The 19,975-nt window shown below is 44.4% G+C and carries 25 protein-coding genes; 6 read left to right on the top strand and 19 right to left on the bottom strand.

Translation table 11 applies throughout. The annotated features are described in order from the left end of the window. Positions 1–17: 17 nt before the first annotated feature. From ACZ07B_RS09880 to ACZ07B_RS09925, 10 genes are all read right to left on the bottom strand, one after another. Positions 18–1,505, bottom strand: coding sequence for a phage portal protein (locus ACZ07B_RS09880; protein WP_029317667.1), 1,488 nt, complete (start codon positions 1,503–1,505; stop codon positions 18–20). Between the two features lie 3 nt (positions 1,506–1,508). Next, positions 1,509–2,810 carry a PBSX family phage terminase large subunit gene (locus tag ACZ07B_RS09885; RefSeq protein ID WP_019712462.1) on the bottom strand — a complete coding sequence of 434 codons (1,302 nt, stop codon included), beginning with the start codon at positions 2,808–2,810 and terminating at the stop codon, positions 1,509–1,511. Continuing rightward, positions 2,807–3,604 carry a phage terminase small subunit gene (gene xtmA / locus ACZ07B_RS09890; protein WP_464877146.1) on the bottom strand — a complete coding sequence of 266 codons (798 nt, stop codon included), beginning with the start codon at positions 3,602–3,604 and terminating at the stop codon, positions 2,807–2,809. The genes ACZ07B_RS09885 and xtmA overlap by 4 nt, the downstream gene beginning before the upstream one ends. Before the next feature lie 113 nt (positions 3,605–3,717). Beyond that, positions 3,718–4,227, bottom strand: a complete 510-nt coding sequence (locus ACZ07B_RS09895) for a sigma-70 family RNA polymerase sigma factor (RefSeq protein WP_024572595.1) — start codon at positions 4,225–4,227, stop codon at positions 3,718–3,720. A 115-nt stretch (positions 4,228–4,342) separates the two neighbouring features. Next, the gene (gene xtrA, locus ACZ07B_RS09900) at positions 4,343–4,549 is read right to left on the bottom strand and encodes a phage-like element PBSX protein XtrA (RefSeq protein ID WP_071580556.1); all 207 of its coding nucleotides are present in this window, start codon (positions 4,547–4,549) and stop codon (positions 4,343–4,345) included. Next, the gene (gene xkdD, locus ACZ07B_RS09905) at positions 4,546–4,896 is read right to left on the bottom strand and encodes a phage-like element PBSX protein XkdD (RefSeq protein WP_015252286.1); all 351 of its coding nucleotides are present in this window, start codon (positions 4,894–4,896) and stop codon (positions 4,546–4,548) included. The genes xtrA and xkdD overlap by 4 nt, the downstream gene beginning before the upstream one ends. Positions 4,897–4,980: 84 nt before the next feature. Next, a complete protein-coding gene (locus ACZ07B_RS09910) occupies positions 4,981–5,148 on the bottom strand; it encodes a hypothetical protein (RefSeq protein WP_003245588.1) in 168 nt (55 codons plus the stop codon). Then, positions 5,148–5,948 (bottom strand): ATP-binding protein, encoded by an 801-nt coding sequence (locus ACZ07B_RS09915; RefSeq protein ID WP_322839560.1) that lies wholly within the window; start codon positions 5,946–5,948, stop codon positions 5,148–5,150. The genes ACZ07B_RS09910 and ACZ07B_RS09915 overlap by 1 nt, the downstream gene beginning before the upstream one ends. After that, entirely contained in the window at positions 5,848–6,684 is an 837-nt protein-coding gene (locus tag ACZ07B_RS09920) for a phage portal protein (RefSeq protein ID WP_464877147.1), read from the bottom strand. Before ACZ07B_RS09920 ends, ACZ07B_RS09915 begins: the two co-directional genes overlap by 101 nt. After that, positions 6,671–6,850, bottom strand: a complete 180-nt coding sequence (locus ACZ07B_RS09925) for a hypothetical protein (protein WP_015715728.1) — start codon at positions 6,848–6,850, stop codon at positions 6,671–6,673. The genes ACZ07B_RS09920 and ACZ07B_RS09925 overlap by 14 nt, the downstream gene beginning before the upstream one ends. Positions 6,851–7,027: 177 nt before the next feature. On the opposite strand from ACZ07B_RS09925, the gene xre reads away from it, so the two are divergent. Both xre and ACZ07B_RS09935 read left to right on the top strand, forming a co-directional pair. Beyond that, entirely contained in the window at positions 7,028–7,369 is a 342-nt protein-coding gene (gene xre, locus ACZ07B_RS09930) for an HTH-type transcriptional regulator Xre (protein WP_017695142.1), read from the top strand. A 162-nt stretch (positions 7,370–7,531) separates the two neighbouring features. Then, positions 7,532–8,128, top strand: coding sequence for an ImmA/IrrE family metallo-endopeptidase (locus tag ACZ07B_RS09935; protein ID WP_015715727.1), 597 nt, complete (start codon positions 7,532–7,534; stop codon positions 8,126–8,128). 43 nt (positions 8,129–8,171) lie between these two features. On the opposite strand, the gene ACZ07B_RS09940 is transcribed toward ACZ07B_RS09935, so the two are convergent. Beyond that, on the bottom strand, positions 8,172–9,008 hold the full coding sequence (locus tag ACZ07B_RS09940; protein WP_003245071.1) for a manganese catalase: 837 nt from the start codon (positions 9,006–9,008) through the stop codon (positions 8,172–8,174). Positions 9,009–9,083: 75 nt separating this feature from the next. After that, a complete protein-coding gene (locus ACZ07B_RS09945) occupies positions 9,084–9,686 on the bottom strand; it encodes a poly-gamma-glutamate hydrolase family protein (RefSeq protein ID WP_464877148.1) in 603 nt (200 codons plus the stop codon). A gap of 104 nt (positions 9,687–9,790) precedes the next feature. Here ACZ07B_RS09945 and ACZ07B_RS09950 point away from each other — a divergent pair, with 104 nt between their 5' ends. Further along, entirely contained in the window at positions 9,791–10,168 is a 378-nt protein-coding gene (locus tag ACZ07B_RS09950; protein ID WP_464877149.1) for a PH domain-containing protein, read from the top strand. A gap of 39 nt (positions 10,169–10,207) precedes the next feature. Here ACZ07B_RS09950 and ACZ07B_RS09955 read toward each other — a convergent pair whose 3' ends face one another. After that, positions 10,208–11,161 carry an N-acetylmuramoyl-L-alanine amidase gene (locus ACZ07B_RS09955; RefSeq protein ID WP_464877150.1) on the bottom strand — a complete coding sequence of 318 codons (954 nt, stop codon included), beginning with the start codon at positions 11,159–11,161 and terminating at the stop codon, positions 10,208–10,210. 120 nt (positions 11,162–11,281) lie between these two features. Between ACZ07B_RS09955 and ACZ07B_RS09960 the strand changes: the two genes are divergently transcribed. Beyond that, entirely contained in the window at positions 11,282–11,539 is a 258-nt protein-coding gene (locus ACZ07B_RS09960; protein WP_024572656.1) for a YciI family protein, read from the top strand. Between the two features lie 30 nt (positions 11,540–11,569). Here ACZ07B_RS09960 and phrA read toward each other — a convergent pair whose 3' ends face one another. The 3 genes from phrA to yjoB all read right to left on the bottom strand — a co-directional run bounded on the left by phrA (position 11,570) and on the right by yjoB (position 14,246). Further along, positions 11,570–11,704: a phosphatase RapA inhibitor PhrA gene (gene phrA, locus ACZ07B_RS09965; RefSeq protein ID WP_003245487.1), complete on the bottom strand. Its 135-nt coding sequence runs from the start codon at positions 11,702–11,704 to the stop codon at positions 11,570–11,572. After that, positions 11,694–12,830 carry a response regulator aspartate phosphatase RapA gene (gene rapA / locus ACZ07B_RS09970; protein ID WP_015252291.1) on the bottom strand — a complete coding sequence of 379 codons (1,137 nt, stop codon included), beginning with the start codon at positions 12,828–12,830 and terminating at the stop codon, positions 11,694–11,696. Before rapA ends, phrA begins: the two co-directional genes overlap by 11 nt. Before the next feature lie 144 nt (positions 12,831–12,974). After that, positions 12,975–14,246 carry an ATPase YjoB gene (gene yjoB, locus ACZ07B_RS09975; protein WP_076457808.1) on the bottom strand — a complete coding sequence of 424 codons (1,272 nt, stop codon included), beginning with the start codon at positions 14,244–14,246 and terminating at the stop codon, positions 12,975–12,977. 148 nt (positions 14,247–14,394) lie between these two features. Between yjoB and ACZ07B_RS09980 the strand changes: the two genes are divergently transcribed. Continuing rightward, on the top strand, positions 14,395–14,859 hold the full coding sequence (locus ACZ07B_RS09980; RefSeq protein ID WP_014479541.1) for a DinB family protein: 465 nt from the start codon (positions 14,395–14,397) through the stop codon (positions 14,857–14,859). Between the two features lie 224 nt (positions 14,860–15,083). Beyond that, entirely contained in the window at positions 15,084–15,848 is a 765-nt protein-coding gene (locus tag ACZ07B_RS09985) for a sulfite exporter TauE/SafE family protein (protein WP_014476525.1), read from the top strand. Positions 15,849–15,888: 40 nt separating this feature from the next. Here ACZ07B_RS09985 and ACZ07B_RS09990 read toward each other — a convergent pair whose 3' ends face one another. The 3 genes from ACZ07B_RS09990 to ACZ07B_RS10000 form a co-directional block, all read right to left on the bottom strand. After that, positions 15,889–17,382, bottom strand: coding sequence for a UxaA family hydrolase (locus ACZ07B_RS09990; RefSeq protein ID WP_217019711.1), 1,494 nt, complete (start codon positions 17,380–17,382; stop codon positions 15,889–15,891). Next, positions 17,379–18,821: a tagaturonate reductase gene (locus ACZ07B_RS09995; RefSeq protein ID WP_464877151.1), complete on the bottom strand. Its 1,443-nt coding sequence runs from the start codon at positions 18,819–18,821 to the stop codon at positions 17,379–17,381. Before ACZ07B_RS09995 ends, ACZ07B_RS09990 begins: the two co-directional genes overlap by 4 nt. 74 nt (positions 18,822–18,895) lie before the next feature. Then, positions 18,896–19,897, bottom strand: coding sequence for a LacI family DNA-binding transcriptional regulator (locus ACZ07B_RS10000; protein ID WP_015383414.1), 1,002 nt, complete (start codon positions 19,895–19,897; stop codon positions 18,896–18,898). Positions 19,898–19,975: the final 78 nt, after the last annotated feature.

Raw genomic sequence — 19,975 nt, forward strand, 5'->3', positions numbered from 1 at the left:
GCTTGATTCACCTCCCTTCAGGACGTTTTGATATCTTCGATGCTTTCTTTCAACTCCTGCATGAGCGCAGTCAGGTTCGTCTTTTCCGCATCCTGTCCTGCAGGCCGTTTATAAATGTCCTCCGGCCACTCCTCCAGTGTTTTGCCAAGCACCCGTCCGGCAAGGTCGCGTAAATCATTCGGCGAGACTGCTCCTGCTGTAATAAAAGGACCGAGCACCTTCGCAATCTCAAGCGGATCACGAAAGTCCGGTCCTTTTAATGTCAGCCTGACGTCATGGATATTCAGCTCCGGCAAAAGCAGCGTATTCAGTTTATTCACGAGCGTTTTTCGCTCCGGCTGAAAAACCTGCTCCTCCGTAATTTTTCTAGCAGTATCAGCTGTCGCCCGGTTGTATTCCTGGGCCTCGCCTGTATACAGCGGCGGAAGGCGGAACGCGGAACGCAGCTTATTTCTGCTTTTTTCATCGTATTCAAGAAACAGGGCGTCGTTTTGGAGAATTTCCGCCAAGGATTTGATTTCCACGGAAACCGGCGTAATATCCTCGCCTCCATGGAGATCCTTTTCTTTTGCGATTCCTTCCGCTTCGATCAGGAGAAATTTATGGGCGTTTTCCACGCCTTCAAGATCATTCATGTATTCCTGCAGCTCCCGGTAAGAAGCTTCAGACAGCATCCCGTTTTCCACTGTAATCGCAGCGGGGACGTGACGCCCCTGCTTAAAATACATAAAATTGAGCTCTTCTGCTTTTCGGGCTCCGTATAAATTGACAATATTGCCGATCCAGCGGGGTACACCGTATACGCCGCTTCCGATTTTGAGGTGAATGGCTTCATTTGCTTGATACTTCTCTGCCAATGTGTTTACATATTCACCTGTGCGCATATCCATTTTTCGCGGATCGCCGTATTCTTTAAAAAATACTTTCTTTCCATTGATCATCTGCACATATTTTCGGAAGCGTTTTTGCCTTTTGATCCTTTTCATTTTCCCGTTTTCTTCATATATAAATGAGACCTCAACAGGCTCGCCAGCTCCGCATACACGCATATATTTCACATCTAAATATTCGATGCCGGCAGGTTTTCCCGCCCCGTCGCGAAGCACTTCCATAAATCCGTTGCCTGTTTTTTCTCTGTCTTCGATGGCATAGCCTAAAATCATTTCAGCTGATTCATCAAAGTGAAGACATTTATAAAAGGCTTCGAGTCTGGCCCAGTCTTTTTCCGCTCTTTTCTTTTTTGCCTGATCGACATCACTTGCGTTGACATCAAATGTGTACTCAACATCGAATCCAAAGCCTGTAATATTCACTCTGTACGCATCAATGCATTGCTGAAGAATGGTCGAGTATTCGGCAATGGTTTTGAGCTCGATGATATTGTAGGGCGGAGCGATAATGTCCTCTCCGTACAGCTCAGAAAAGTCATCTTCATAGATTTGCTTTGTCTGAGGAGCGGCGGCATTGGCTTTAAATACAGTTGCTCTGACTGTTTGATTGTGCATGATTTATGACCTCCTCCTTTCTCGGTTCGGCCGGATTCGTTTGTGTGCTGTCTCTTTCATATCAGCAACCTCATAATCATCAAGCGCATACCAAATGGCAGAAAGCGTATGCGGGTCAATTGTGAATTCATCCTCAATCAGAGCTCCGTTTTTATCTTTGGCATACGTAAGTGTCTTGAGCTCATAGATGACATTTTCACAGCGGTCCGAACAGAAGATTTTTTTGAACCGTTTTACCTTTTTGGTATATTGAAGCCTGGAGCCGGGAAACTTTCTGGCTCCAACCATCCGAAAGCCCTGCTGGCGGAAATATTGGATGCTTTTCGGCTCAGCCGAGTCGGCTTTGATCAATTCCTGTGTCTCAATAAACTCACGCAGCTCCTCAGCCGTCCTATCATCTGTCATTTTATTTTGATAATACTCCCAATAAATGTAGAGGTATTTTTTTTCAGGATCTACAGCAAGCCGGACGACGGCATTATAGGATTCCTCGAATCCAAAATCCATGCCTGTACGAAAGATTGGCTTGCTGATGGCTGCGATACATTTTTTCACTTGATCATGCGGGAGTACCTCGAACTGCGGCAGCACCCTGATCCCGTTGACGCCGAATCGTCCTTTGCGGGCAATCCGGTACAGGTCGGGATCATACTCTTTGAGTCCGTCAAGCTGTTTCAGATAGCTTTCCGGGAGAAAAAGATTGTCGTTAGCGGTGGAATGATGGTAATACGTATCTCCCTTTACAATCGTCCGCTTTTCGTAAAGTTCGCTGTCATCCAGCACAAACCGTTTCTTGCGTTCATCCCGAAAAAAATGCCTATACGTCCAATTGGAGGTGCCGACGGGATTGGTGGTACAGATCATATGAAGCTTCAGCTCAGGATGGCGAAGACGTCCGATTAACTCCTTGAACCCCTCATATTTCACCTCTGAGCACTCTTCAATCCATATTAATGAAATGTTATGAACCGATTTTAATTTTGCCGGATTGTCCATTCCTTTGAACATGATCCGGCTGCCATTGTGAAATCGCAGCTGCAGCGGGGAAGAAAGAGATGCCACAGCCTTTGTGAGACCGAGCTCTTCGATCACCTCTTGAAACAAGGCGAAGGTCGAATCTCGATGGGTATCGAACACCTCCCGGATCACAAGGGCCGTCCGTTTTTCCTTCAGCAGCTTTAGCACGATTTTCAATGCGGTATGATAGCTTTTGGATGAGCCGTAGCCGCCGACGAGAAACTGGTACGTCTGCTCCCAATTGAACACATAATCTTCGAAATGAGGGTTGATTTCTTTTACAATCATGACTTGCCCTCTTTTCGTTTGATCATAATTTCAATCGGCTCTTGGCTGTCATCTGTTTTCTCCGCTTTTTGTTTGGCAAGCTTCAATTTCTCATTTTCAATTTTTTGTTTAAATTGATCTGGAAACAAATCAAAATATAAGGATAGCTTCTCAAGTGCCTTCATTTTATCTGCAAGCTTGATGGCAATGCCTTCTTTGCCAAGCTTTGCTTCCGTTACAATGGTGCCATCAACGAGCCCGGAGTCTTTGACATCGACAAAGCTGATTTCCTTCATAATCGGGTTATCATCTTCATCAAACAGCGGACCCGATTTCCCGACAGCCTGGACCTCTTTTTTTCCAAAGGTCACATAGTCCGTAATATCCGCAAACGCGATCTTGATATAAACTTGCAGCACATCCATCGCTTCAATAAACATCTCATTGACCATTTCTTTTTTTATGCGTCTGATTTCAGCAGCGACCTTTTCGTTTTTTAAGAGCCGACTGCCCGTCACATGAGCGCTGTCCGGAGAATAGCCCGCTTTGATTGCTGACTGTGTGGCATTGAAGCTTTTGACGTAATACAGGCAAAACAGCCGCTGGCGTTCATTTAATTCGTCGTTGTTTATAGGTCGCTGTTTTTGTTCGTTTTTGGACGCAGAAAACAGGGCCTCTTTCCATTTGTCTTGTTTTTTCCAGATGCCGATTGTTTTCGCGGAAACACCGATTGTGTCCGCAATCGCCCGATTTGTGATCTTTCCTTGATGTTGTTGATAGATTGCTAATGCTTGTTCGCGCTGTTGTATTTTCATGCTACGGCATCACCGCCACCTCCAGATGGTTGTCTATTCATAAAAGCGGCTGATCAGCCAGCCGCTTATGTGTCATGCTATTCACTTATAGGTGGCAAACGTATGACAAGCTTTCATGCAAGTGATCGATTCATTTCTTCCTGCTGTCTTTGCATCTTTACGATTGCCCGTTTGATCGTCGTTTGCACTGTCGATTTTTTCACGCCGAGAAGATCGGCGATCCGTTCATAAGAAAAACATTCTACCTTATGCAGCAAAAACATTTCCTTTTCTCTGTCCGTTAACAGGGCTAATGCTTCTCGAATTCTCTCTCTGTCTTCTTCTGATACCTGTCCGTCCGGCTCAAACATCATAGCGCTGGAAAATGATTCGATGATCCTCGGGTCCTTGATCATCAGCCGCTGGTAGGCATCACGCCGGTCAATCGCCCGTCTGATGCCGGGCTGCCTTCCTTTTTCAAGCCACTCTGTTACATATTCAAGATCAGTAATCATATTTCTAATGATTTTTTTATCCTTCAGCTCTTCAGCTGAGAGCACGGATTCATCTGCCTCAGCGAGCGGTTTATATTGGTTTCTTGTTTGTTTGAGCGTTCGTTTATATTCAAATAGTAAGTCTTGCATTCTATGATCCTCCTCATTTTTGGCAAATAAAAAACGGACACCAATCAACGCACAAATGCTGTGCAGTTGATCAGTGTCCGCAGGCTTTCCGTCTTGGACGTATTCTGTTTTCGCTTTAATTTAATTTGTAGCCGATTTCAAATTCCACTCGGGCAAGATCGCCCTTTCTTGTTTCGACAAGCGTTTTTCCATGCTCGGGCGCTTCTGTGATCCATGCTTCTTGCTTGATGCCGTCCACAATAATGACACGGATTTTCCCGTCCTCCAGCTGGCTCTCCAGCGTGATGGAATCAATATGCAGCAGTTTTTTAGGATGAATCATGTTTTATTTCCTCCCCTTTTCGGTGCAGCGCTTGCTTCAGCTTTTTCTAATAGCTGAATGATGCGCTCCTTTGAATGAATAGAATTCCCTTTCAGAAAATCAAGTGCTGCTTTAGACGCTTCCAGCAATTCAGGCGCTGCGGCCATCAAAGCGGCATTGCTTTTTTGCGAATAAGAGCTGAGGTCAAATACAGCTGCAATCAGCCGTCCATTTGAATATGGGAATCTTTCTTTTTCTTCTTCACTGTAAGCTGAATAAATATAGATCGGTTTCGTATCCCCGCACGGGACAGCACGCCACGGCGCAGGGCTTTTCTCTGCCTGTTTTGTCTTTGCCAACACTTTCACTTCCCGTCGTCCTTATACCATTGTTCAATGTTTTTTTCTGTTCGCTTTGCCCGAAACAGCAAAGCGATTAGTGCAGTCAGCTGTTTAATCATAGATATTCAGCCTCGCTTTTCCCGCTGTCAGCATTTGCTCCAGCTTTTGAATGACAGGCGTTAAATCAGTGCCGGACCGGCAGTTCGGACATGGATGAAAAACGACTCCAATACCGGTATGTTCCACAATGACTTTCTTTGTTTGACAAAGCTTACACATTATCTGATGCCCTCCAATCTATGGTTAAGCTCGTAGGCTGCTCCTTTGATAATCACTAAATAGTCACTGCACATCTCATAGATTCTCGTGCCGAGCGCTTCATCGACCCGTACAAGTGCTTCAATTGTCAGCTCGCTCGAAAGCAAAATCGGTTTATGATTTAAGTAGCGATAATTGAGTACCGAATACATTTGCTCTAATTGCCAATCTGTAGCGCGGGGTTTGCCGTTAACCGGTTTAAACAGATCATCAATGAACAGCACATCCGCCTGCTTCATCCGGTTCAGCTTCGCTTCTAATAGGGCAAAATCATTTTTCAGATCAGTAAAGCCTTCCACGAACGGAAAATAAATGACAGGCACATAGCATGTTCTCATTAATTCGTTGGCAGCGGCAGTCAAAAGGTGTGTTTTCCCTGATCCAGGCTGTCCTAAAAGAGCAATGCTGTTTTTTCGGCAATCCTTGATTTGTTCATAATCGGCAACATACTCTTTTGTACACTCAAATGCGTCTTTTATGGCCTGCGGCTTTCCCTCCGTGCGGAATTCCTTGAAGCCGAGCTGTCTGAAAGCGTGGGTAATCTCACTTGCACCCAGCAGCCGCTTCACTTTTCGTTCTGCCATGCAGCTGCACATCGTCCAGACTTCCAGGCCATTCTGCCTGACGAGATAACCTCCCTGATCCTTGCAGCGCAGGCAATCATACCTGCTTGCGTCTGATTCGGCCGGTTTGTCCGCCAGTAATGGACGTCTCCCTCTTCTCAGCTCGTCCAAAATCTGTTCGATTGTTCGTTTTGTCATGTTTTTTCATCCTCTCATGCTGAATTGCGGCATTCTTTTTGGCTTGCTGCGCGAAAAATCGATCTTCAATGAATTTCGAGCAGTAGCGAAAAGCCTTGATTGTTTCAGAAGCGGCGGTCCGCCTGTTTTCAAAAGCCTGAAAGCATTCTTCAAGCCATTTGATTGTTTGCGTGACAGGAACGCCGATGGCAACAATGCGGGCGATGGCTTGATAATCTCTTGAGGAAGGATACACGGTGCGTCCTTCTTGAGCCGACCGTAATTGTGTAAACCGCTTCGCAATGTGATCCACTGCATCATCAGCAGCAGTATATTTGTTTGTTTTATCTATATCTGTACGGTCGTTTGTGTCCGGTGTCTGCGGCGAAAATGGCCGTTCTTTTAGACTCCCGTGTACAGTATTGTCCGATCTGAAGCTGAATTTTTTGGAATGCTTTACCGAAATCATCAGTCCGTATGGCGCACGGACGGCCTTTATGTAATCATGTTTTTCGAGAAGCTCCAGCCATCTTCTGACGGTTTTTTCACTTACGCCGAAGACTGCCGCCATTTCTCTCGCTTTTAACGGCTTATGGCCGAGTACGATGCCCCAGCTTATGCCGTCTTTTTCGATTTCTTTTGTTGTTGAGCTGATAAACCAGAGAAACAGCCATAGCGCCGGGCCAATTTTGTCATAATGTTCTGAATTCAATAACCCTGAATACGTCGGAAAAGGATAGCTTTTATCGTTTTTCATTGGACGCCGCTTCTCCTTTTAACATCATGTACGCTTGAAACTGTTCCTGCGTTTCAAAGTGAAACACCGGAAGGCCGCATGCGGTAAACGAAATGGTGCCGCCGGATTGTCCGAGATGGCGCTGATCTATGGGATTTTCACTAAAAACGATTTGGATCGGATACATGTGATCACTCTCCTGATCTTTTTTGATACATTTTGTATCAGCTGTTACCAAGTATAAACGATACGTTCTGTATCATCAAGTTATTTTTGATACTTTTTTTATCATAACTTTATTTTGATACATATTGTATCTATAATCATAAGTAACTTAGGGAGTTTAAAAAAGAGAGGTCATAGTATGATAGGCGGCAGATTGAAGAGTCTCAGAGGGAAAAGGACACAGGAAGAAATCGCATCACACATCGGTGTGTCACGGGCACGATATTCCCACTATGAAAATGGGCGAAGCGAACCTGATTACGACACACTCCAAAAGCTGGCTGATTACTTTCAAGTAACGACTGATTACTTATTAACGGGAAAAGACAAAAAATCCGATGACGATGTGTTCTCAGATCCGGACCTGCAGCTTGCATACCGCGATATGCAGGATTTTTCCCCAGAAAGCAAACAGCAGGCCATCGAATTTATCAACTATTTAAAAGAAAAAGAGAAAAACCGCAAACCGAAAAATAAATAAATCGTTCTCTGTTCTCTAAAACATATAAAAAGTAGACCGATATAAAGAAAAAAGTGTTTATTTTTTAAAGAAAAGGGAAAGATTTCTACACTACTTTCCAGTCCTATACGGGCTTTTCTTTCTCGCTAAAAACAGAACAAATGTTCGAAAGGGAGTATTCAATTGGGCGATTACTTATCACATCTGGAGGAATACGTTAAAAATTTATACGGCCGGCTGGGCATCACATCTCCTCATCACATTGACATGCTGAAAATCGCAAAGGATCTGGATATTTGGGTGCATTTTGAGGATATGGGGAGCATGATGGTGAAATACGACGGCATGTACAGTATCGTATTGAACCAAAAAAAGTCACGGGAAGAGCAATGGGAGGATTTTGGCCATGAGCTGTGCCACGTGTTAAAGCATGCAGGCAATCATTTTCAGATGAACAAGCTCTTCAGAGAGCTTCAGGAATTCCAGGCAAATCAATTTATGTACCACTTCTGTGTGCCAACCTTTATGCTGTTGCAGATGGAACTGCCGCAATGGAGAAGCCAGGCACTCGCCACAATTGCGGCGGTATTCCGGGTAACAAAGGAATTTGCTGATAAAAGGCTTGACATGTTTGAACGGCGTAAAGCAGGTATTCAATTTCAGAAGCGGCTCGCTTATTTATTATCTCACAAGCGGCCACATGCGTACGAGGAAGGCGATCAGCAGCACTTGCAGGTCGCTGAGGAAAAAGCGTTATATCATATTGGCAAAAACATTTGATCAAATAAGGGCTGAGGATATATTCCTCAGCCCAGAAGAGAACCTAACATTTCGACATTGGGGGAACTGTATTATGCAGCCACATGGGCGCCGGTTTAAGATGAGGCGCAGATGCGAACGCAATCGGAGCCGGGATATACCTGAATTCACCCCGGCCGTCAAAGGCTTCCCCATGTGCCCATCTTCCTTGTGAGCTTTCATCTCCCCTGGAAAAGTTAAACAGGTCATAGGAGACTTCCTGCTTTTCGAGCTCACGCGGAAACGTCGTCGGGACGACAATATCCCGTTCTCTTTCCTCCAGCTCTTTAATGGCTGCATACCACATATTTTGATGATAGGTATCCCTTGCAATCAAAAATGACAGCATATCTCTTACCCCTGGATCATCGGTCATGGCATAAAGCCGTGTCACCTGAAGGCGTCCTTGGGCCTCCGCATTTAAGTTAGCGCGAAAATCGGCCAGCAGGTTTCCGCTTGAGATAATGTATTTTGCATTCCACGGATAGCCCTCACTATCTGATGCCATCGCCCCCAATCCGGACACAATCGCGTGCTGAGGATTCATCCCTGACATGACTGCTGCAATAGCGGGATTGCTTTTATAAGCATCCTCCTGTACATCCGCGGGTGCATTGTCCAGAAGTCTGGAAATCATCGTTGCCAGCATTTCTACGTGCCCAATCTCTTCGGTCCCCACATCATATAACAAATCTTTATACTTAGCATCCGCCCTGCAGTTAAACCCTTGAAACAAATACTGCATCATGACGCTAATTTCACCGAATTGGCCGCCGAGCACCTCTTGAAGTTTTTTCGCATAAACCGGATCGGGATGAGCTGGCTTTGCTTGATATTGAAGCTCTTTTATATGATAAAACATGAATCATTCCTCCTACACTTTCGCACAACCCCAGCGTATGAAGGAATAGGCCGACCGTGCAGGTCCCGTCTAGTTTTATTTATAAAAGCCAAGCTTGACGGCTTCCACATATCGATCAAACAAATCGTTTTGTATGTAGCTTTTATCACGGCACCCAAAATTGCGGAATAGCGTGTTTCGCTGTGCCGTGCTTACCTCCAATTGCAGTCCCATTTCTCTTTTCGTCCGATTGACAATATTGTTTGGGTGTACACCTGCCAGGCGGTCTTTCTCATTAGTGAGCTCGGCGCTAAAACCCGCTTCATTCAGACGCTCACAAATGAGCTTGGCTTTTTTACGATCCGCCCCCCCGACCAATGTATGCGGGATTTTCGGATCATAATACCCGTGAAACGCTAATGCGTAATGGTGGTCATTCACTTTTTCTAAAGCCAGCGGCTCATCAAAACGAATGCTAGTGAGATGCAAGGAACGGTTGTTTCGCTGCTTTAGACCCTCAAACAAATAGATGGAACATCGATCCGAAAATGCCCGCACCAGTTCACTGACGCCAGGCTCAATTCTGCCGCCGTGAGGACCGAGGACAATAAGCTCACTTCCGTTTTTCTCCTCATAAATAATCCGGTACTCCGACTCAGAAGCAGAAAGGGCTGCAAAGCTGTCATACATATCTTCCATTTTGAACGCCCCCTTTACCAGTCAGCACCAGTTTACTCTACTCATCTATGAATGAAAACCTTTTTTATAGTATGATTTGATAGAATACGCAGAGGAGGTATATGATGGGGTTTATTGATGGATTACTCGGCAATGCGTCAACACTGTCAACGGCTGCTGTGAAAGAAGAGCTTGCCCATATTTTGCTGGAGGGTGAGAAGGTTGAAGCTGCGTTTAAGCTGGTTCGCGATTTGATTGTCTTTACTGACAAGCGGCTTATCCTTGTGGATAAACAGGGAATCACAGGCAAGAAAACGGAATATCAATCGATTCCGTACAAAAGCATTTCCAGATTCAGCGTGGAAACCGCCGGCCGCTTTGATCTTGATTCAGAGCTGAAAATTTGGATCTCTGGCGCGGAACTTCCCGCCGTCTCAAAGCAGTTTAAAAAAGATGAAAGCATTTATGATATTCAAAAGGTGCTTGCCGCAGTTTGTATGTAAGGCGAAAAGACGGAAGCTTCACAGCTTCCGTCTTTTCATTTACAGCTTTTCCTCCATCTTCGCTTTCGTTTTCGGACCATAAATCCCATCAGCCGTTAAACCGCTGACAGACTGAAAACGCTTCACTGCATTTGCTGTTTTCGGGCCATAAACACCGTCAACGCCGTGATTTTTCGCTCCTTTATCAGGATAAAAATAAAGAGCGGCTAAAGCGGTCTGCACCTGCTTTACTTTTGTCCCTTTCGTCAGCGGGCTTGTCACTTTGATCACGCCGGATGGGAGCGGATATGAGGATGCGGCATGGCTTTTAGAAGCAGATGCCGTCTGAGGCAGTTTGATCACCTGTCCGATTTTGATGTGGTTCGGGTCAGTGATATGATTTATACTTTGCAGCGTTTTCACACTGACCCCGTGTGATGCGGCAATCCCTGACAGTGTGTCGCCTTTTTTTACATGATATTCAGACGCCGAAGAAGAGACTGCAACTTTTTTCGCTGATACGCCACCATTTAATTCCTTTTCAATTGCCGCCTTCACTTGATCCCAGCGGCCCTCTGATAAAATGCGGTGCGGGCAATACTTTCCGTTCCAGTCCTGATGCTTTCTCACCCGATCGATGCCCCAGCCGCGCTCCTTCAACAGCTGTGCAACAAATGAAATCGCCAAGGCTTCAGCTGCCTCATACTTCGGGCCTCCCGATTTGCTGTAGCAAATCTCAATGCCGATTGATTTGCGGTTTCCCGGACCGTTTGTGCCGTCACCTGTGTGCCAGGCGTTTCGGTTAAGCGGCAGACCTTGAATCACCTCTTTATCATCGACTGCAAAATGAAAGCTTGTCGAGCTTGTGTTCCCGATCATATAGCTGATTTCATTGGCCGCTGACGCATCGTTTGCCGTGTTGTGAATGGTAATGTATTCAGCGGACATTGCATTAGGACACTTCAACGCGTATTTCGCCTCAGAAACCAAATTTTTCTTTACTGGAATGCTCACCTATCATCTCTCCTTTTCTTTTTTCATAAATAGGTGGCATTCGTAGGACGAAAAGCTCATATCATCTATCACCGTAATATGGATAAATGTGTTAAACTGAAGTTCATGGAGGGTCTGAATATGTATACATATTTAATGCTGACAATGAGAACGGAGAAATTTAATCAGGAGCATGTGGCTGGGCACTATGAATTTCTGGATCGTTTACAGGCAGAAAAGCGTTTAAAAATGTTTGGGCCATTCAGCGACGCCACAGGCGGAGCGTATGTCATCGAAGCAGGTTCACTGGAAGAGGCAGCGGAAATCGGGCATGCGGATCCGCTGGTGGCAAGTGGATCTTCTGAGCTGACGATAAAAGAATGGAAGCTGAAGAAATAAAAAAGACCCCTAAGGGTCTTTTTTTATGCATCATGTTTGATTGCGTGCCGCAATATGAAATGTTTTCCCTTCTGTGTTTGCTGTTTCACCTGCATGAACCATCACCTGAGTAAAGCTGAACCCGACCGCAACGAGCAACAAACCTGACATCCATTTAGATTTCATATAAACAATCTCCTCTCTGGATTTGTTTTTGTGCGTGCACCATTTTCTCATAAAATGAAAGTGCTTTTTCGGGCTGTCCGTTTTCTATATAGAATTGGGCAGCATCATGCGCCAGCTCTTCAATATAAGGATACAGCATATGTTCTTCAAGAAATTGAAAGGTGTGTGAGACCGATTCTGTGTCAATGTTTTTTCCGTATAACGCATGTAAAAATTGAAAAAGCTCCACAAATAATTCATCACTGTATTGACGGGCGATTTCCAATCCTTCACGATACTTTTTTTGCGCTTCGGCGTCATTTTTTTGTTTATACAGAACTTGTGTTAAAGAGTAGATAGAATGCGGAAGATTATCGAACTTTTCCGACTTGCAAATAGAAACAGATTTCTCAAAGTATTCGGCTGCCTTTTGCAGTTCACCCATTTTCTCATAGCAGTTTCCGAGATTATATAGGGCGGAACTGATCAGGCGGGGATTGCCTTCTTTCTTTGCAAGATCTAAAGCCAGTTCTAAGTGGGGCAATGCTCTTTCTGGATACTGCATATCATCATAATTACCTGCAATAACGAATTCACATTGGATTCTGCGGACGGTGTACGTTTCATACATTTGGTATGTTTCTAATGCCTGAACGGCGTAGCTCATCGAAACATAGGTTTGTTTTAAATTGTAAAAAATCTCAGCCATTTTAAAAGCAAACTCTGCTTTCTCAATATCATCCGAGACGAGGGCAAGATTCTTTTCTGCCCGTTTATAATACATCATGGCACTGACAAACATCTTCTGCTTAAATTCATACATTCCTCGAAAAAAGTTAAAGTAATATTCGAGAAGCCCTGTCAGCTTGTACTGATTCCCTTCGATGTCTTCTAATAATTCTGAAAACTCTAGCTGCGACGTGTCCTCTCCAAAAGGCTTAATGTAATCCAGCATGACACGGTGCCTGAACTCCATTAAAGAATAATACAGCAGCAAATCTTGGTCTTCTTCCATATCCTCAATTTCTCTTTCTACTTCGAGCTTGACCCGTTCGGCTTCAGCGACGTGGAACTGCCGGATATGAGTATACCATTCATTAATTTTAAGCCCGACATAAGAGGACGGAATCGTCTGCTTCATCCTCAATTAATCCCCCCTTTTGAATTACCCGAGATATGTCATATTTTATCATATTTACAAGAAAAAGAAGAACGCAAAATAACCGCAATTGTCGAATTTCGGCTAACCGCAACAAAAAAGCACGGGTTTTTCAAACACCCGTGCTTTCTTTTAGTGAAAACCGACTTTGTTTCTTTCCATCCAGCTTCCCCGCTGGCTTTTTCTTTGCTCTCCTGTCATGTCTTTCACCGCGGTTTCAATATGGTGATTCCCTTCTTGGTGCCATTGAAGGGCTGAAGATACATATAATTCTCCCAGCTGTGCAAAGGAAAAGCCTTCTGTAAGTTTTGCGGCGTTTTTTATTTCTCCTTCACTCAAAAAGATGCCAAAGCCTCTCATTTTCATATATTCCAGCCGCAGCTCTTCATCCGGAAGCCCGATTTCATAGGCACGGTCAAATCGCCCTGCACGATTCATCAAACCTGGATCGATCTCTTCGGGATAGTTTGTCGTACCGATGAGAAATAGCCCCTCTTTTGATGTCGCGCCGTCCAGCGTATTGAGAAAAAAGGACCGCACATCTTCCGGCATCGAATCTATATCCTCGATGACCAGAACTGCAGGAGCGAGGCGTCTCGCTGCCTGAAAGACTTCTTCTATTGTCTCACTCGACGTAAATTCAGTAATTTGCCAATAAGCAACAGGTGCATCGATACTGCCTGCGATCGACTTCACTAACGTCGTCTTTCCGTTTCCAGGAGGTCCATATAACAGAATGCCGCGCTTGTAAGGGATGTCATATGTTTGATAAAACGATTTATCACTATGAAAAAACTGATCAATTGATCTGTATATCTCTTTTTTCAATAGCGGATTCATGATGACTTGACTCCGCTGAACCTCTCTGACAATGGCTTCCTGCTCTCTTGAAGTCCCTCCATCTCCATCCGTAAACACGGTCACTTTTCGCTTGCTTTTTTCCCAAAGACGCGGTCTGACTCCCTCCAGAAATGCACGCATCTTTTCATCGTTAACCGCAAACAGACAATCAAAACTCATAATGCTCCCATCTTGAAAATATGGAATTCTGGCAAAAGCAACTCCCTTTTCAGGATACGCGTATACACTGTTTCTTATAGACTTATGGACGGTATAATCCGGTTCTTTCTCATCTTCATCGTAAGCAAAGGTTTTCTTTTCAAGCTTTTCAAATATATATGCCACATGCTCAGGCTCCAATGAACCGCTGCGGACATCTTCTACAAGAAGCTCCCAGTATTCCGTATTTGGATCATCACTGGCATAGAGCTCATAGAATACACCGTATTGATCATAAAGCGTTTCTTCAATCCGTGTGATAAGGTAACCGAAAGTGCCGTAGCCCGCCGCAGCTCTTTCATTCTCTTTTTCTTCGTACTGATAAATGAAAGGTATGTTAGTCATGTTTATACTCCATTTCATGTTTTGTGAACGTTATATATACGATTGACATAGCATTTTGTTTCATCCCACAGCATATTACTTGTGAATTCATAACCGTTGATATAGGATTTCATTGCACCATTTATTTTTACATATGGAGGAGATCATAATGAGCCAATCCAATCAAATTGTCAGCCATTTTTTATCCCATCGAAACGTGACCAATGAGCTTGCCGAAAAAATCAGCAAAGACCATTACAGCTACAAACCGGCAGAAACATCAATGTCAGCAGAAGAGCTGGTCAAACACATTCTTACGTCTTTCCACTTGTTCGCAAATGTCATTAAGGAAGGCAATGCCTCACCATTTCAAAACAAGCAGGAAGAAACAGAAACAGATCTCAATGTTCTGGCAAAAACATATACAGAAAAAACGGCCGCTATCCTTGAACAGCTGACTGAAGAGCAGCTGGACAGAGAAATTGATCTGACATCCGCTTTCGGCAGAAAAGTCACAGGCCGCGCGCTGCTTCAGCTTGCAATGGAGCATGAAATTCACCATAAAGGCAACCTGTTCGTGTATGTGCGAGAAATGGGCCACACTGAGCTTCCTTTCTATCAGCAGCGCATGTAGCGTAAACAAGAAAAAAGATACCTGTTAAGAGGTATCTTTTTTTTGCGCCTTTAGTACTTCTCGATTTCGTCCAGACACTCATTATAGGGCAAATGAATAGAGATATTGAGCATACCAAAATTCCAAGCAGCTGACGTGCAAAAATTCAAAAAATTTAATTGATTAACGCGTCCTAATCATATATAATCTGATAAAAATAGTCGGGTTTTCAGGAGGCCTTTATCATGAGTGTAAGCATCATATTGATGGGTTTGTTTGTCGGAGCCTTAGTCGGATTGACGGGAGTGGGTGGAGCGGCCTTATTAACTCCCCTTTTAATTGTGCTTGGAATTAATCCTTCCATCGCGGTCGGTACGGATCTTGTATATAACTCGATCACAAAGCTGTTTGGCGTTGCCTCCCATTGGCGGCAGAAAACGATTAACTTTAAATTGGTAAAATACTTAGCCATCGGCAGTATTCCGAGTGCTTCGCTAGCCATTGGCATATTGCATTTGTTCCCCGCCTTTCACCAGCATCAGGAAGAAATTATTAAGCATGCTCTAGGATATGTGTTAACGCTGGTTGCCATTTCAATCATCGTTCGTTTGTTTTTGGATAGAAAACTTCGCCCCAACCGCTGGCAGCTGATGCCGCTTGAAAATAAGAGGGCGCTGACAATTCTTATTGGTGTGGTGTTTGGGTTTATCGTCGGATTAACATCAATCGGTTCCGGCTCATTATTTGCAATCGCCATGATTTACTTATTTAACATGAAAGCGTCACAGATTGTCGGAACCGATATCGCGCATGCATTTCTTCTTGTTACGGCAGCAGGCATTTTGAACGCAAGCTTCGGAAGCGTGGATTACATGCTGGCAGCTAATCTGCTCATTGGTTCAATTCCCGGCGTGCTGATCGGAAGCCATCTTTCGCCTCGATTCTCCCCGCGTCCACTGCAATTTATTATGGCGTCCATTATTTTAGTCAGCGGTTTAAAATTGATTTAATGAAAAAGGCTATCCGCGCTTGAAGGATAGCCTTTTCTTATTATAGCGTCACACCCGATTTAAAAATGGCGAGTTCTCTGAAATCATTTTTTTCATGGTTCACAAGCCGGCCGCTTGCCACCTCAATCATATAGTGGATAAACTCACGCAGCACATATTCCTCATGAACATCATCCTCTGCTAAAAGGCCTGCGTTAAAATCAATCCAATGCGGCTTCGCCTCATACAGCTCGGTGTTTGTCGCTACTTTCACCGTCGGGACAAAGGTGCCAAACGGCGTGCCTCTTCCCGTTGTAAAGAGGACAATTTGGCAGCCGGCAGCCGCCAATGCGGAGGAGGCGATCAAATCATTGCCTGGCGCGCTCAAAAGCGTCAGCCCTTTTGTCTTGAGCACTTCCCCGTATTTCAAGACATCCGTGACAGGAGAAATCCCCGCTTTTTGCGTACAGCCCAGCGATTTATCCTCAAGTGTAGAAATGCCGCCCGCTTTGTTGCCCGGTGAAGGATTTTCGTACACCGGCTGATCATGTTTAATAAAGTATTGTTTGAAATCATTGATTAAATCGACTATCTTATGAAACACTTCTTCATTGGCAGCCCGCTGCATCAGGATGGTTTCTGCGCCGAACATTTCCGGTACTTCCGTCAGCACAGTACTCCCTCCCTGTGCAATGAGATAATCTGAAAAACGTCCAAGCAGCGGGTTTGCGGTTATGCCGGAAAAACCGTCCGAACCTCCGCATTTCAGCCCGATCTTCAGTTCAGACAGCGGAATGTCTTCTCTCTTATCTCCTTTGGCCGCTTCATGAATTTCCTTCAGCAAAGCAACACCTGCCTCCATTTCGTCGGTCACCGACTGGGATTCCAGAAACTTCACCCGCTCCAGGTTCACATCTTGCAGTGCTTCCTTCATTCTTGCCAGCTCATTGTTTTCACAGCCAAGCCCTAACACCAAGACGCCGCCGGCATTTGGATGGCGAATGGCATTCAGCAGGATTTGCTTCGTATTTTCATGATCGTCGCCAAGCTGCGAGCATCCGTATTGATGCTTTAACACCAGTACGTTATCAAATGGAGCGATATCCCCTGTTTCTCTGACAAAACGCTGCAGCATTTTTTCTGCTATTCCATTGACACAGCCGACAGTTGGGACAATCCACAATTCATTCCGTACACCCGCATCTCCGTTTTCTCTTCTAAAACCTTTAAACGTCCGGTTCTCATTAGAATACGGATTTTCATCAAATCTCGGTGTATAGCTGTATGATTGGATATCAGACAGGTTTGTTTTCGTATTATGGACATGAATATGCTCTCCGATCGAGATATCTTGTGATGCATGACCGATTGGAAACCCGTACTTGATGATGCTGTCATTTTCTTTAATAGGCTGCAATGCAATCTTGTGGCCTCTTTTTATATCATCCTTTACTTCAACCGACACACCGTCCGCATGCAGCCTCTCTCCCTTTTGAATATCCCGCAGAGCAAGAAGGACATTATCTTGCTTATGAATCTTTATAAACGACTTCAACGTACCTCTCCCCCTTGTATGCAGTATTGTTCAAGAGCCCGCTGCATGCCCAGCTCATGAATATGATTCAAGTAAACAGCGATTCTATCAGTCAGCTTCGGTATCTCATTGAGATCTGCCCCCCACAGCCGCTGTTCGCCTAACACTCTTGATGCAATCCGAAGCATGTCGCCATCCTCCTGACACCAAACCTCTTTGAAAAATTGAAGCACTGCCGGATCATCCTGCAATGTCTCATTATCATGATAAAAATACAGAAGAGCGCTGAAAGAAAACACCAAGCGTTCAGGAAGCTGTCCCTTTTGTTCAGCATATTCCTTAAGAGTCGGCAGATTTCTCGTTTTGAATTTGGAAACGGAGTTCAATGCAATGCTTTCCAGGTAATGCTTAATATACGGGTTTTTAAAACGGTTCAGCACATCGTCAGCATACTGAGAAAGACCTTCCATTTTTAAAACAGGAAGAATTTCGTCATCAATCAGCTCTCTTATAAATCGCCCCACTTCCGGATGCTCGACTGCATCCCTAACAGTCTTCAAGCCGTATAATAAAGCCACTGGCGTCATTGCTGTATGAGCGCCATTTAAAATTCTTACTTTTTTAGTCCGGTATGGGGTGAGGTCGCTGACGATCTTTGTATGCAGCCCTGCAGCCGCAAAGGGAAGTTCTTTTCCAATCCAATCAGGCCCCTCGATAACCCATAAATAATATTGCTCTCCCACAACTATCAAATCATCCTGATAGCCAAGATCTGCCGTGATCTCATCAATGCTGTCGACGGGAAAACCCGGAACAATCCGGTCTACTAAACTATTACAAAACGTATTGGCCTCATGAATCCACTGTGTAAATCCTTCCTCAAGCTTCCACAGACCTGCATAATGAAGAACCGTTTCCTTCAGCTTTTCACCGTTGTTCTCAATCAGCTCACATGGGAGTAGGACACACCCTTTTGTCTGATCTCCTTTAAAAGCCTGATAGCGGAAGTAGAGAAATGCAGTTAATTTCCCAGGGAATGTTTTTTGCGGCCTATCCTCTAAACGATCTTTTTCATCACATACAATCCCAGCCTCAGTGGTGTTGGAGATGATAAACCGAAGCCTTTCGCTTGATGCCAATTCTTTGTATGCTTCATAATCAGAAAACAGGTCAATTCCCCGGCTGATTGAGTTGATAATCATATGCTCGTTTACCGCTTCTCCATCTTTCATTCCTTGTAAAAAAAGCGTATATAATCCATCTTGCTCATTTAATCGTTTGATTTTTTCTGAACCCCTTGGCTGAACAACCGCCACACTCCCATTAAAATCAGTGTGTTGATTCAATTGATCAATCTGCCAATCGATAAATCCCCGAAGAAAGTTTCCTTCTCCGAATTGGAGAATTTTTTCTGGATACTGAGTATAGTGATCGTACACATTTTTATTCAGCTTCTGCACCCTTATTCCCTCCCTCTTTTTATGCACACGTTAACATTTTTCTGTATAAAGAATGCCCGCTGAAAAACGGGACATCACGTCGTCAATCGTCTGACTGAATCACGCACCATAAATTCTGTGTTTTCCAAGATTTTTTCTGCTTTTGTTTCGGGCTTGCTGATCAGAGACAAGAGTTTTTGCGCGCCAAGCACGCTGATTTTCTCCACTGGGCGCTTTACTGTTGAAAGCCTTGGCGTGATGTACTGTGAAAAACCAATATCATCAAACCCGATCACCGAAATATCATCAGGGACGCGCAGGCCCTTTGCGAATATCGCATTCATCGCTCCGATTGCCATGTCATCATTCGAACAAAAAACAGCGGTTGGAGGATTCGGCAGTGCCAGCAACCGCTCCATCGCTTGAAAGCCGCTTTCCATATCGTACTGTCCTTTGACACTGTATTCATGCTTGATCGGAATATGATGTTGAATCAGTGCAGATAAGTAGCCTTCCTTTCGCTGCTGGGAGGATTTAAAGCCTTCGATCCCCTCGATGATGGCGATGTCTTGATGTCCGGACTGAATGAAGTATTCTACAGCTTCTTGAGAGCCTTCCTTGTCATTGGACAAAATATTCGTGATGGTACGATCATCAATATCACGATTCAGCACGACAAGCGGAATGTTTTTTTCGCGAATATGGTAAATAAAAGAATTATCAATGTCACTTTGGCTCATTAAAATGATGCCGTCATATCTCATCGGTGTAACGGAGTCATAGTTTTTCAGATCATCAATGCCGCGCACATACAGATTGTAATCCTCACTTATGGCTTGATTGACGCCTTTAATTGTGTCTGCAAAGAAGCTGTGTGAGGTTCCGTTTGTAATGCTTGTAAAGAAAAGCCCGATCGTATGCGACTTTTGCATCGCGAGACTTTTCGCATTTACATTTGGTGTATAGTTGAGCTGCTCTGCTAGCTCTAATATTTTTTTCTTCGTATGTTCTTTGATGTAAGGGCTGTTGTTGAGTGCTCTGGAAACAGTAGTGTGGGATACGTTTGCGAGTTTTGCGATATCTTTTATGGTTACCATCTAATTCCCTTCCTTATCATACCGGCTGCGATTATTTACTGTATATTGTATCATCAAACATACCGCCTCTCCCACTGT

It is taken from the genome of Bacillus sp. 9.4, assembly GCF_055486415.1.